Origin of the sequence: Nitrospirillum pindoramense (assembly GCF_007827955.1) — a bacterium.
In the GTDB taxonomy this organism is placed as follows: domain Bacteria; phylum Pseudomonadota; class Alphaproteobacteria; order Azospirillales; family Azospirillaceae; genus Nitrospirillum; species Nitrospirillum amazonense_B.
Map to the genome: position 1 here is coordinate 20,034 of NZ_VITR01000012.1, position 13,469 is coordinate 33,502.

Genomic DNA, 13,469 nt, shown 5'->3' on the forward strand with positions numbered 1-13,469 from the left:
CCTGCCTGTCCCATGACACTAGATCGCCGCGCCCTGCTGTTCGCGCTGCTGGCTGTGACCGCCAGCACCAAGGCGCGCGCCCAAGCGCAGGCCCCAACGGGACCGATCCGCCTGCTGGTGCCCGAATTGCCGGTATTGGGCGCGTGGAACGCCCAAGGGCTGCCCACGGGGGTCATGGTGGAACAGGCACAGTCCATCTTGGACCGGGCTGGCGTCCGCGGCACCATCGAACTGCTACCGGCCGTCCGCCTCTATACCGAACTGCTGCGGGACCAGGGCAGCGGCGGCCCCAAGACCTACGGCATTATCGCGCTTCCCCTTGAGGCGCGTCACCGGGCCATCGCGCCCCTGGCTCTGACCATGCGCGCGGCCGTGGTGGCGATAGCCCGCCGGGGCGTGCCGTTGGCGGCGCCGGACGATTTGCGCCGGTTGGGTGTGGTGGCGGTCAGTGCCGCCGGTATCCAGGTGCTGACCCCCCTTATACAGCACTACGGGCTGTCGGTGCAGGCGGTGCCGTCCATGGTGAATGGCCTGCGCATGGTGGCCCGGGGGCGGGTGGACGCCATGCTGGGCATCGCCTCGGTCATCGACGTGGTGGCGCGGGAGGATGGACTGAGCGACCAGCTGGGGGACCGGCTGGAGATCACCACCATGGAGGCTTGGCTGGCCTGCGCCCCCAATACCCAAGACGCGCTGGAAACCGCCGCCCTGCGCGAGGCGGCCGAGGCGCTGTACCGCGAAGGCCGGCTGGACGCCATCGCCCGCCCATATTTCCACAAGGTGGACAGCGACAGCTGAGCCGGCCAGCTGGTGAGCCGGCCAGCTGGCCCACATCCTGGTCACCAGCGGCTATAATTTCCAACGCTACGAGCGGGAAGCCGCCCGGACTGAGGACAACCGGACAAGAGAGGGGCCGGGAAGTCGCCCTCCCGGCCCCGTTACCCGTTGATCACCCCCTGCGGGATTTACGCCCTGGGGGATTTACGCCTCAGGGATTTACGCCTCGCTGGCCGGCCGGTCGCCCATCAGGGCCGCCTGCGCCGCCGCCAGGCGGGCGATGGGCACGCGGTAGGGGGAGCAGGAAACGTAGCTGAGCCCCACCTTCTCACAGAAATAGACCGACGCCGGGTCGCCGCCGTGCTCACCGCAGATGCCCAGCTTAATGTCCGGGCGGGTCTTGCGGCCGCGTTCGGCGGCGATGGACACCAGCTCGCCCACGCCTTCGGTGTCCAGGGTCACGAAAGGATCGTGTTCGAAGATGCCAGCCCGCTGATAGTCGGGCAGGAAGCTGGCAGCGTCGTCGCGGCTGATGCCGAAGGTGGTCTGCGTCAGGTCGTTGGTGCCGAAGCTGAAGAACTCCGCCGACTGGGCGATCTCCGCCGCCCGCAAGGCCGCGCGCGGCAGCTCGATCATGGTACCGACCAGATAGTCGATCTGCACGCCGGATGACTGCTTCACCTCGCCCGCCACCCGGTCGATCACGGCCTTCAGGATGTCCAGTTCCTTCTTGGTGCCGACCAGCGGGATCATGATCTCAGGGATCACGGTCTGGCCGGCCTTGCCCACCTCGACCGCCGCCTCGAAGATGGCGCGGGCCTGCATCTCATAGATTTCTGGGTAGGAGATGCCCAGGCGGCAGCCGCGATGGCCCAGCATGGGGTTGGCCTCGTGCAGCTGCAGGGCGCGGTGGCGCACCCGCTGGATGTCTGTGCCGGCGGCCTTGGCCACCTCGTCCATCTCCTCCTCGCTGTTGGGCAGGAACTCGTGCAGCGGCGGATCGAGCAGACGGATGGTGACCGGCAGGCCGGCCATGATGCGGAACAGCTCCACGAAATCCTGGCGCTGCATCGGGGCGATCTTGGCCAGGGCAGCGCGGCGGCCGGCCTCCGTCTCCGCCACGATCATCTCGCGCACGGCGATGATGCGCTCGGTATCGAAAAACATGTGTTCGGTACGGCAGAGGCCAATGCCTTCCGCCCCGAACTTCACCGCCGTGCGGGCATCCAGCGGGGTTTCCGCGTTGGTGCGCACCTTCATGCGGCGGAAGCGATCGGCCCAGCCCATCAGGGTGGCGAAGTCGCCGGACAGTTCCGGCTGGATGGTGGGCACATGGCCCAGCATGACCTCGCCGGTCGAGCCGTCGATGGTGATGATGTCGCCGGCGGCGATCTTCTCGCCGCGCACGGTCATGACGCCGGTCTTGTAGTCGATGCGCAGCTCACCGGCACCCGACACGCAGGACCGGCCCATGCCGCGCGCCACCACGGCGGCGTGGCTGGTCATGCCGCCGCGGGTGGTCAGGATGCCGGCGGCGGCGTGCATGCCGTGGATGTCCTCCGGGCTGGTTTCCACGCGGCAGAGGATGACGGCGTCGCCCATCTGGGACAGGCGCTCCGCCTCGTCGGCCGAGAACACCACCTTGCCGCAGGCCGCCCCCGGGCTGGCGGGCAGGCCCTTGGCGATAATCTTGCGCTCGGCCTTGGGGTCCAGGGTGGGGTGCAGCAGCTGGTCCAGGGACTTGGGCTCGATGCGGCGCACGGCCTCGGCCTCGTCGATTAGCCCTTCCTGCGCCATGTCCACGGCGATCTTCAGCGCGGCGGCGGTGGTGCGCTTCCCGTTGCGGGTCTGCAGCATGTACAGCTTCTTCTGCTGCACCGTGAACTCGATGTCCTGCATGTCGCGGTAGTGCCGCTCCAGCTTCAGGCGCACGGCGTCCAGCTGCTGGAACACCTCCGGCATGCTCTCTTCCATGGCCGGCAGGTCGGACCCGTTGGCCTGGCGGCCGGCGATGGTCAGGTGCTGCGGCGTGCGGATGCCGGCCACCACGTCCTCGCCCTGGGCGTTGATAAGGTACTCGCCGTAGAAGGCGTTCTCACCCGTGGACGGGTTGCGGGTGAAGGCGACGCCGGTGGCGCAGTCGTTGCCCATGTTGCCGAACACCATGGCCTGGACGTTCACCGCCGTGCCCCAGCTGGCCGGAATCTCATGCAGCTTGCGATAGGTGATGGCGCGCTGGTTCATCCAGCTGCCGAACACGGCGCCGATGGCGCCCCACAGCTGTTCCTGCACATCCTGGGGGAAGGGGCGGCCCAGGGCCTCCTGCACCACGTCCTTGTAGCCCTCGATCACCGCCTGCCAGTCGCTGGCCTCCAGATCGGTGTCGTAGCTGAGGCCCCGGTCACGCTTGTGGCTGTCCAGGATCTCCTCGAAATGGTGATGGTCCACGTCCAGCACGACGTTGCCGTACATCTGGATGAAGCGGCGGTAGCTGTCATAGGCGAAACGCTCATCGCCCGACCGCTTGGCCAAGCCGCGGACGGTGATGTCGTTCAGGCCCAGGTTCAGCACCGTGTCCATCATGCCGGGCATGGAAGCGCGGGCGCCGGAGCGGACGGAGACCAGCAGCGGGTTGTCCGCGTCGCCGAAGGTGGCGCCGATGATGCCCTCCACCGCCGTCAACCCGGCGGCAACCTGGTCCTTCAACTCGGCCGGGTACTGGCGGCCGTTGTCATAGAACCAAGTGCAAACCTCGGTGGTGATGGTGAAGCCGGGCGGCACGGGCAATCCCAGATTGCTCATCTCCGCCAGGTTGGCACCCTTGCCACCCAGAAGGTTCTTCATCTCGGCCCGGCCCTCGGCCTTGCCGTCACCGAAGCTGTACACCCACTTGGACACGCTGCTCATGGTTCCTCACCCGATGCGTTCGGCGGGGCCGCGGCCGGTTGTCTGTTGGGCCGCCGCTCGCCAGTTTCCCCGAAGTTTTCACTGCGATTTATGTTTTTTCGGGGTCCGGCCAAGACCGGCCCCGTTTTGGTCACGCGTACTGATATCAAAGCCTTGCAAACAATCCCGGCCAGCGGAAGGGCCAAGATTGTGACCGCCCGATGCGGTGGGCGCGGGCGGCCCATACGAAAACGGGGGCCGGTTTCCCGGCCCCCGCGACTCATCCCTCGATAACCGAGAAATCCGCCACATGGTTCAGCGTGCGACGGATGCCGGCCAGCAGACGCAGCCGGTTGGCCCGCAGGGCCGGATCGTCCGCGTTCACCGTCACCTTGTCGAAGAAGGCGTCCACCGGGCCGCGCAGGGTGGCCAGCGCCGCCATGGTGCCGACGTAGTCCTCGGCCGCCAGGGCCGGTTCGGACGACGCGCGGGCCGCATCCAGCGCCGCCGCCAGCGCCTTTTCCTCATCCACCCGCAACAGCGCCGCGTCCGGCACGCCGTCATGGGCGTGGCCGTCCTTCTTCTCCTCGATGCGCAGGATGTTGGCGGCACGGCGGAAAGCGGACAGCAGGTTGGCGCCGTCGTCGGTGTTGACGAAACCGGCCAGCGCGTCCACGCGGGCCAGCAGGCGGACCAGGTCACCTTCCGCCCGTCCGGCGAGCGCGGCGGCGATCAGGTCGTGGCGCACGCCCTTCTCGCGCAGGGCCACCACCAGTCGGTCGGCGAAGAAGGCCAGCAATTCGCCATCCAGGGCGGCGTGGTCCAGGCCCAGTTGGCCGCGCGCCACCAGGAACAGGTCGCTGAGGTCCACACGCAGGCCGTTTTCCACCACCAGGCGGATGACGCCCAGGGCGGCCCGGCGCAGCGCGAACGGATCGCGGGAGCCCGTGGGCTTCTCATCGATGCCGAAGAAGGCCACCAGGGTGTCGATCTTGTCGGCCAGGGCGACCGCCACGGAAACCGGGGCGGTGGGGCAGCTGTCGCTGGGGCCCAGGGGCTTGTAATGGTCGGCGATGGCCTCGGCCACGGCGGCGCTCTCGCCCTGCTCATAAGCGATGTAGCGGCCAACGACGCCCTGCACCTCGGGGAACTCACCCACCAGGCCAGTCACCAGATCGGCCTTGGCCAACCGGGCGGCGCGGCGGGTGGCGTCCACGTCGGCATGGATGGCCCGGGCGATGACCGCCGCCAGGCCTTCCACCCGCTGCACCTTGGCCGCCGTCGTGCCCAGCTTGGCATGGAAGGTGATGTCGGCGAGCTTCTTGGCCTGGTCTTCCAGCGGCACCTTGCGGTCCAGGTCCCAGAAGAACTTGGCGTCCGACAGGCGGGCGCGCAGCACGCGCTCGTTACCCGCCACCACGGCTTTGCCGCCGTCCTCGGTGGTACGGTTCGCCATCAGGATGAAGCGCGGCGCCAGCTTGCCGTCACTCGTTTCCAGGGCGAAATAGCGCTGGTGCGTGCGCATGGAGGTGGTCAGCACCTCCGCCGGCACGTCCATGAAGGCCTGGTCGATGGTGCCGATCAGGCCCACGGGCCATTCCACCAGACCCGCCACCTCTTCCAGCAGGCCGGGATCGTCGCGCAAGCTCAGGCCCTCGGCAGCGGCGAGCGCGTTGGCCTGTTCCAGGATGCGGGCCTTGCGCGCCTCACGGTCCAGCACGACGAAGGCGCCGGCCAGCTTTTGCTGGTAATCGGCGAAGTCGGCGATGGTCAGCACGTCGGGCGCCAGGAAGCGATGGCCGCGCGTGGTGTCGCCATAGAGCAGGGTGACGGCAGTGGGCTCGCCACTCAAGCAGACGTTGCCTTCGGACGCCTCGGGCGCCGGTTCGGCCGTCTTCAGGGTGAGATAGCCAGGCACCACGGCGCCGTCGAACAGCGCCAGGATGGACTGCAGCGGCCGCACCCAGCGGAAGGTGTTGTTGCCCCAGCGCATGGACTTGGGCCAGGGCAGTTCGCGGATGGCGGCGTCGATGATGCCCGGCAGGGCGTCGATGGTGGCCACGCCCGGCTTTTCCACCACGGCGAACCAGAACACGCCCTTGCCCGTGTCGCGCTGTTCGCACTGGTCCAGGCTGGCGAGGCCGGCGCCGCGCAGGAAGCCCTGCACGGCCGCGTCGGGGGAACCGACGCGCGGGCCCTTGCGCTCATCCCGCACGTCGGCCTGGCGCACCGGCAGGCCGGTCACGGCCAAGGTCAGGCGGCGCGGGGTGGAATGGGCGATGGCGTCGGTGAAGGCCAAGCCGGCATCCGCCAGCTTGGTGGTCACCAGGCGCTTGAAGTCCTCGGCCGCGCGCACCTGCATGCGGGCGGGGATCTCCTCGGAAAACAGCTCGATCAGCAGCTCGGCCATGGCTCAGGCCCCCTTACCGGAAACGGGCCCAGGCAGGGTCCAGTCAACTTTCTTATCCCCGGCCACCCAGGCTTCGCAGCAGGCCTTGGCCAGGTTGCGGACGCGCAGGATGTAGCTCTGCCGCTCCACCACCGATATCACGCCGCGCGCGTCCAGCAGGTTGAAGTTGTGCGAGGCCTTAACGCACTGCTCATAGGCCGGCCAGGCCAGGCCGCGCTTCAGCAGCTCGGCGCACTCATGCTCCGCGTCCTCGAAATGGCGCAGCAGCATGGCGGTGTCCGCTACCTCGAAATTATAGGCGCTCTGCTCCCGCTCATTGCGGTGATAGACGTCGCCGTACTTCACGCCCTGGCCGTTGAAGTCCAGGTCGTACACGTTCTCGACGTTCTGGATGTACATGGCCAGGCGTTCCAGGCCGTAGGTCAGCTCGGCCGCCACAACCTCGCACTCGATGCCGCCCACCTGCTGGAAATAGGTGAACTGCGTCACCTCCATGCCGTCGCACCAGACCTCCCAGCCCAGGCCCCAGGCGCCCAGCGTGGGGCTTTCCCAGTCGTCCTCGACGAAGCGGATGTCGTGCTGCGCCGGGTCGATGCCCACGCGGCGCAGGCTTTCCAGGTAAATCTCCTGCACGTTGGCCGGCGAGGGCTTCAGGATCACCTGGTACTGGTGATGCTGGTGCAGGCGGTTGGGGTTCTCGCCATAGCGGCCATCCTTGGGCCGGCGCGACGGCTGCACGAAGGCGGCCTTCCACGGCGTGGCGCCCAGGGCGCGCAAGGTGGTGGAGGGGTGGAAGGTACCGGCCCCCATCTCCATGTCATAAGGCTGGAGGATCAGGGCCCCCTGCTCCGACCAGAACTGGTGGAGCGTCAGGATAAGTCCCTGGAAACTGAGCTTCGCCGCGCCTGAGGCCGCCATTGCCTGACCGTCTTCACACTGGAAGGGCGGAAAAGGAACCTTTCGGGCCCGAAAACCCGTCCTCCCCAGCCCTTTGTTGCGTTGCGGCGCACCTTACAAGGCGGGTGAACCCCAAATCAAGGCGGCGACCGGCGCGTTTGCCGCATGCGGCCCCCCTTTTGGCGCGGGTGTGGCAGGCATGTTTCGCGGGGCACCGCCCCGCTTTGAAAGGTCCTGATCTGTTTTGCAAAGGAATGGGCCGGGTTGATCCCGCTCAACGCGGCGGAACCCTGGGCCGACGTATCGTTTTTCCAAGAGGAGCCTGCTGGCGCCCCGCCACCCCCAGGTCCCCGCCCCCTTTCTTCCCAGGGAGTCTGCCTTTCATGGACGACCAGACCGAGACGCTTGTCTTCCTGACCTATCCTGAATCCTTCGGCGCCCGGGGGCGGGTGGAGCGCATCGACACCCACATCTCCCACGTCTTCCTGGCGGGCGACCGGGCCTACAAGCTGAAGCGCGCCGTGCGCTATTCCTATCTGGATTATTCCACGGTGGAGCGGCGGCGGCATTTCTGCCTGGCGGAACTGGCGGTCAACCGGCGCTTCGCCCCCAACCTGTACCTGGGCCTGCGCCCGGTGCTGCGCACCCCGGACGGCCTGATCCTGGGGCCGGAATGGGCGGCGGGGGAGGATGAGCCGCCGCTGCCCGAGGGCCAGGTGGTGGATTGGCTGCTGGTCATGCGCCGCTTCGACCAGGACGCCCTGCTGGACCGCATGGCGACCCAGGGGCGCCTGACGCCGTCCCTGATGCTGGATCTGGCCGACCGTCTGGCCCGGCTGCACCGGGCCCAGCCCGCGCGGATGGACGGCGGCGGGGCCCAGGGCCTGGGCGAGGCCATCGCCATCACCCGCGCCAACCTGAAGCCGGGCGACGCCTTCACCGCCGGCGAGATCCGCGCCTGGAACGCCAAGGCGCAGGCCGCCCTGGCGGCGCAGGGCTTCCTGCTGGACGCGCGCCGCGACGCCGGCCGGGTGCGCGATTGCCACGGCGACCTACACCTGGGCAACGTCTGTCTGGTGGACGGCGCCCCCACGCCCTTTGACGCCATCGAGTTCGACCCCAGCCTGGCGCGCACCGACGTGCTCTATGACCTGGCTTTCCTGCTGATGGACCTGTGCTTCCGCGAGCGGACGGATTTGGCCAGCCTGGTGCTGAACCGCTATCTGGACCTGACGGGGGAGGATGTGCCCAGCCCGGAGGGGCGGCCGGTGGGGGGCCTGCCCGCCCTGCCCCTGTTCCTGTCGGTGCGCGCCGCCGTGCGCGCACAGGTGACGGCCGCCGCCGCCCGGCGGCAGACCACGCCGACCCAAAAGACGGCGGGCGCCGTGGAGGCCGACCGCTATCTGCAACTGGCGCTGGAGTTCCTGCGCCGGGACCGGCCGCGCCTGGTGGCGGTGGGCGGCTTCAGCGGCACCGGCAAGTCCACCCTGGCCCGCGACCTGGCGCCCCTGCTGGGTGTCGCGCCCGGCGCCCGGGTGCTGCGGACCGACGTTATCCGCAAGCAGCTGTTCGGCCTGGCCCCCGACCAGGCCCTGCCGGATGAGGCCTACACCCCCGCCGTGGGCGCCACCGTCTATGACCGCCTGCGCACCCAGGCCGTCGCCTGCCTGGCCGCCGGACGCAGCGTGATCCTGGACGCGGTGTTCGCCCGGCCGGAGGAACGGGAGCTGGCGGCCAAGGTGGCGGCGGAGGCGCGCATGCGCTTCACCGGCCTGTGGCTGCAGGCGCCGGAGAACATCCTGGCGGAGCGGCTGCGCCGCCGGGAACAGGACCCCGTCCGGGATGCGTCCGACGCCGACCTACCCGTCTTGTTAAGCCAGATGTGCCGGGGCGCCGGCGACGTGCGCTGGGCTATCCTGGATGCCGGCATGCCCCCCGCGGCGGTGCTGCGCCAGGCGGAGGAGTTGGCGTTGCGCCCGGCGGCGGAGGGCAGGACCGGCCGTCCCCCCACCGGCCGGGCCGCCCGGTCCGTCGATCCCATTTTCGGCTCTGGTCCATTCCCTGGAATGAGGTAGCTCCGGTGGATCCCTATGCCCTGCTGGGCGTCGCCCGCGACGCCGACGAAAAGGCCATCCGCACCGCTTACCGCGCGCTGGCCAAGAAACACCATCCGGACCTGAACCCCGGAAAGCCGGAGGCGGAGGCCAAGTTCAAGGAGATCGCCGCCGCCTACGCCCTGCTGTCCGACCCTGAGAAGCGCGCCCGGTTCGACCGCGGGGAGATCGACGACACTGGCGCCGAGACCGCGCCGCGCGGCCCCGCCGGCGGAAACAGGGCGGGCGGAAACAGGGGCGGCGGCTTCTACCGCCAGCATGCCGGTGATCCCTTCGCCAGCGGCCACGGGCGCTATCAGGCCGGCCCCGAGGACCTGGGCGGCTTCGACCATGAGGATCTGGAAAGTCTGCTGCGCCGCGCGTTTGGACAAGGTATGGGCGGGCAAGGCATGGGTGGCCAACCCGGCGGCGGCTTCCCGCTGAAGGGGGCGGACGCGCACTATTCCCTGACGGTGGATTTCCTGACCGCCGCCAAGGGCGCCACCCGCCGCCTGACCCTGCCCGATGGGCAGGTGCTGGACGTGGCCATCCCCGCCGGGCTGAAGGACGGGCAGTCCCTGCGCCTGGCGGGCAAGGGCGGGCCGGGCCTGAACGGCGGGCCCGCCGGCGATGCCTTCGTGGAGGTGACGGTGTCGCCCCACCCGCTGTACCGCCGCGACGGCGACGACATCGTCATCGAGTTGCCCGTCACCCTGAAGGAGGCGGTGCTGGGCGCCAAGGTCAAGGTGCCCACCATCCACGGCAGCGTCATGCTGGCCATCCCGCCGCGCTCCAGCAGCGGCACCCGCCTGCGCCTGAAGGGCCGGGGCATCCGCCAGGGCCACCAGGTGGTGGAGCTGAAGGTGGTGCTGCCCCCGGGGGAGGAACCGGAGCTGGCGGCCTTCCTGGAGGGCTGGACGCCCCGGCACGACGCCGACCCCCGCGCGGGTCTGGCCGACCTGGACCGCGAGGGAGCTTGAAGCCATGAGCACGACGCTGTTGACGCTGGAGTCCGTGAGCGCACGGTATCCCGATGTGGCGGTGCAGGAAATCCACTGGTGGGTTACGCAAGGCTGGGTGCGGCCCGATGGCGACCGCGCGCCGGAACATGCCGGCGACTGGCGCTTCCATCCCGTGGACGTGGCCCGCGTCGGCCTGATCCGCGACCTGCGCCACGACATGGGGGTGGCGGAGGACACGCTGCCCCTGGTGCTGTCCCTGATCGACCAGGTCTACAGCCTGCGCGCCGCCCTGCGCGGCGTGGCTGGCGTGCTGGACCGCCTGCCGCCCGAGGTGCGCCAGGTGGTGCTGTCGGCGACAGAGGGACCGGAGGCCGGCGGGAACCGCCCTCAGCCTTGACCCACCTCAAGGCCCCGGCGCGCGCCGGGGTGTCTTCTGTCGGCGACTGGACGGCCCCACTGGGTAACCACCCCCGTCCATCCCGACAGAACCACGACAGGAAGGACCACCCCGATGTCTTTGCCCCGGACCATGAAGGCCGCCGTCGTCCACACCCTGGGCCAGCCCCTGGAACTGCGCGAGGTGGCGGTGCCCGAGGTCGGCCCCGGCCAGATCCTGGTGCGCATCCAGGCCAGCGGCGTCTGCCACACCGACCTGCACGCCGCCGATGGCGACTGGCCGGTGAAGCCGCAGCCGCCCTTCATCCCCGGTCATGAGGGGGTGGGCTACGTCGCCGCCGTGGGCGCCGGCGTGACCAACGTGAAGGAAGGCGACCGGGTGGGCGTGCCCTGGCTGTACACCGCCTGCGGCCACTGCGAACATTGCCTGACGGGCTGGGAAACGCTGTGCACCGCCCAGCAGAACACCGGCTATTCCGTCAACGGCGGCTATGCCGACTATGTCCTGGCCGACCCCAACTTCGTCGGCGTGCTGCCCGACAGCGTGGGGTTCGAGGAGATCGCCCCCATCCTGTGCGCCGGCGTCACCGTCTATAAGGGCCTGAAGGAGACAGAGGCGCGGCCCGGCCAGTGGGTCGCCATCTCCGGCATCGGCGGGCTGGGCCATGTGGCCGTGCAGTACGCCAAGGCCATGGGCCTGCACGTCGCCGCCATCGACGTGGCCGACGACAAGCTGGAGCTGGCCCGCAAGCTGGGCGCCGACCTGACGGTGAACGCGCGCAAGGAAGACCCGGCCAAGCGCCTGCACAGCGACATCGGCGGCGCCCATGGCGTGCTGGTCACCGCCGTCTCGCGCCCCGCCTTCACCCAGGCCGTGGGCATGAGCCGCCGCCACGGCACCGTGGCCCTGATCGGCCTGCCGCCGGGCGAGTTCGGCCTGCCCATCTTCGACGTCGTGCTGAACCGCATCACCGTGCGCGGCAGCATCGTCGGCACCCGCGCCGACCTGGCCGAGGCCCTGGCCTTCGCCGGCGAGGGCAAGGTGAAGGCGGAGGTGGAGGTGCAGCCCCTGGACGCCATCAACACCATCTTCGACCGCCTGCGCGCCGGCACGGTCAACGGCCGCGTGGTGGTGACGCTGTAAGCAAAGTACCCGGCGGCGCTGGCGACATCGCTCAGCGCCGCTGCGGGCACTCGGGCTTGCCGCAGGGGGTGGAGCCACGCGCGACATAGGCGCCACAGATGGCGCAGGCGTGCAAATCCTCAGCGGCGGGTTCCCGTGCCCGGGGGGCGGAGGTGGCACCAGGCGCGCGGGCGGCGGGCGCCCCGCCGGCCATCTTGCGCCGCTGGGCCAGGGCGCCCCACTGATACGCCTTCCACACCAGGACGACCAAACCAACCAGGACCACCAGCTTCGCCAGCATCAATGGCTCCGCACGGCGGTGAAGGGCTGGGGGGAAAGGGCGTGGGTCATGGACGGGCGTCTTGGGATGATCGATCAGGCGGCGGAGCTTAAGCCGCCACCGCTTTGACGTCAAAGCGGCTGATCGTTCCGCTCACAGCACGCCCAGCCGCGCCAGGCGGGACAAGGCGTCGGGGGGCATGACCACCTCGCCCGCCCAATGGGCGGCCAGGGCGCCCATTTCCTCCACCGAGGCCATGACGCCACCGCCGGTGACGGCGGAGGCCAGGCGTTCCGGCAGGCGGACCTCATGGTCCGGCGCGGCGCCCGTCAGCAGGCTGTCGGCCAGCAGGGCCTGGTTCAGGCGGCGCACGCCCGGCAGGGCCGCCTGGATTTGCCCGTCGGCCAGGCAGGGGGACAGCACATCGCCCGCCACCAGGATGGCGACCGCCCGCAGCAGGCAGCCGGCACTGTCGGGGCCCCAATCCGGCACCGTGCGCGCCAGATGCTCCACCAGGTCGGCCAGGGTGGCGGGGCCACCGGCCAGCACCACCAGCACCGGGTGGAACAGCCGCGACACCTCGGGATCGGGGCTGCCCAGCGGCAGGGTGAAATCGGGCAGGGCGGCGCCGGGTTCGCCCAGGGCCACCAGGCGCAGGGCGCCCAGCCGGGCCACGCGCTGGCGCGCGTCCAGCGCCAGCGGGCCGCGCACGAAGATGTCGCGGCGCAGCGGCTGGTTGGTGACGTAGTCCTTCACCGTTTCGGCCAGGGCGCGGGTGGGGACGGACGCCGCCATGTCCTGCTGCGCCCGGGTCATCATCAGGTCGGGGAAGTTCTCCACCCAGGCGGCGCTGCCGGCGTAGCTGAGCTTGGCCGCCGCCAGGTCGTCGGCCACCTGGGCGTGGTAGGCCGGCCGCCAGCCACTGTGCATGTATTCATGCACCAGATAGGGGGCGGTGGCGCCGCGCAGGCGGTCGGTGCGGGCGCTGGCCGCCGCGTTGCCGGTGAAAAAGCCGGCCCCCTGGTTCAACAAGTGCAGCAACAGGTCGCGCGCCTGGTCGCCGGCGGCGGCCTTGGGACCGGGCAGCGCCTGGCCGTAGGCGTTCAGCAGGAACTGCACCGGCATGGCCGCCGCCCAGCCCGGCAGGCAGTTATAGCTGAGATAGGCGGCACCGCCCGGCTTCAGCCGGCGGGCGATGAGGCGGGCGATGTGCCGCCGGCTCTCATCCCCCACCCAGGTGTAGACGCCATGCAGGGCGGCATAATCCAGGGGCGGCAGCAGGCCCGTCGTGTCCTCCGCCAGTTCGGCGAAGTCGGCCTCGACCAGGCGGATGTTGGCCAGGCCGGCGGCCTGGGCCAGGCGCTGGGCGCCATGGATGTGGGTGGGGTTGAAATCGACGGCGATGACCGTCATGTCCGGGCGGGCCGCCGCCAGCGCCAGGGCCGACAACCCATGGCCGCAGCCCAGTTCCAGCCACACGGGGCCGTGCTCCGTGGGCTGCGGCGGCGCGACACCCGCCAGCGCCAGCGCCGTGTCCAGCCACAGGGGCGACAGTTCCCGATACCAACCCCGGGTATAGTCGATGTCGGAGGCGTAGCCCCGGGTCCAGTCGGCGGTCATGCTCGTGTCTTCGCGGGCGTAAACA

10 protein-coding genes are annotated in these 13,469 nt (G+C 69.9%); 5 read left to right on the forward strand and 5 right to left on the reverse strand.

The features are described from left to right. Positions 1-12: 12 nt before the first annotated feature. The gene (locus FBZ90_RS19335) at positions 13-798 is read left to right on the forward strand and encodes a type 2 periplasmic-binding domain-containing protein (RefSeq protein WP_186455922.1); all 786 of its coding nucleotides are present in this window, start codon (positions 13-15) and stop codon (positions 796-798) included. A gap of 198 nt (positions 799-996) precedes the next feature. On the opposite strand, the gene ppdK is transcribed toward FBZ90_RS19335, so the two are convergent. The 3 genes from ppdK to FBZ90_RS19350 form a co-directional block, all read right to left on the reverse strand. Then, complete coding sequence (gene ppdK, locus FBZ90_RS19340; RefSeq protein WP_145734630.1) at positions 997-3,684, reverse strand: pyruvate, phosphate dikinase; 2,688 nt, start codon at positions 3,682-3,684, stop codon at positions 997-999. Positions 3,685-3,943: 259 nt separating this feature from the next. Continuing rightward, a complete protein-coding gene (gene glyS / locus FBZ90_RS19345; RefSeq protein WP_145734631.1) occupies positions 3,944-6,073 on the reverse strand; it encodes a glycine--tRNA ligase subunit beta in 2,130 nt (709 codons plus the stop codon). 3 nt (positions 6,074-6,076) lie between these two features. After that, the gene (locus FBZ90_RS19350) at positions 6,077-6,991 is read right to left on the reverse strand and encodes a glycine--tRNA ligase subunit alpha (protein ID WP_145734632.1); all 915 of its coding nucleotides are present in this window, start codon (positions 6,989-6,991) and stop codon (positions 6,077-6,079) included. A 362-nt stretch (positions 6,992-7,353) separates the two neighbouring features. Here FBZ90_RS19350 and FBZ90_RS19355 point away from each other — a divergent pair, with 362 nt between their 5' ends. From FBZ90_RS19355 to adhP, 4 genes are all read left to right on the forward strand, one after another. Continuing rightward, positions 7,354-9,045 (forward strand): bifunctional aminoglycoside phosphotransferase/ATP-binding protein, encoded by a 1,692-nt coding sequence (locus FBZ90_RS19355; RefSeq protein WP_186455923.1) that lies wholly within the window; start codon positions 7,354-7,356, stop codon positions 9,043-9,045. A gap of 5 nt (positions 9,046-9,050) precedes the next feature. Further along, positions 9,051-10,043 carry a DnaJ C-terminal domain-containing protein gene (locus FBZ90_RS19360; RefSeq protein ID WP_145734634.1) on the forward strand — a complete coding sequence of 331 codons (993 nt, stop codon included), beginning with the start codon at positions 9,051-9,053 and terminating at the stop codon, positions 10,041-10,043. A gap of 4 nt (positions 10,044-10,047) precedes the next feature. Beyond that, on the forward strand, positions 10,048-10,422 hold the full coding sequence (locus FBZ90_RS19365; protein WP_145734635.1) for a chaperone modulator CbpM: 375 nt from the start codon (positions 10,048-10,050) through the stop codon (positions 10,420-10,422). Positions 10,423-10,536: 114 nt separating this feature from the next. Next, positions 10,537-11,565, forward strand: coding sequence for an alcohol dehydrogenase AdhP (gene adhP / locus FBZ90_RS19370; protein WP_145734636.1), 1,029 nt, complete (start codon positions 10,537-10,539; stop codon positions 11,563-11,565). Between the two features lie 31 nt (positions 11,566-11,596). Here the strand turns inward: adhP and FBZ90_RS19375 are convergent, their stop codons facing one another. Together FBZ90_RS19375 and FBZ90_RS19380 are read right to left on the reverse strand one after the other, a co-directional pair. After that, a complete protein-coding gene (locus FBZ90_RS19375) occupies positions 11,597-11,845 on the reverse strand; it encodes a hypothetical protein (protein ID WP_145734637.1) in 249 nt (82 codons plus the stop codon). 132 nt (positions 11,846-11,977) lie between these two features. Beyond that, positions 11,978-13,444, reverse strand: coding sequence for a class I SAM-dependent methyltransferase (locus tag FBZ90_RS19380; protein WP_186455924.1), 1,467 nt, complete (start codon positions 13,442-13,444; stop codon positions 11,978-11,980). Positions 13,445-13,469 lie beyond the last annotated feature (25 nt).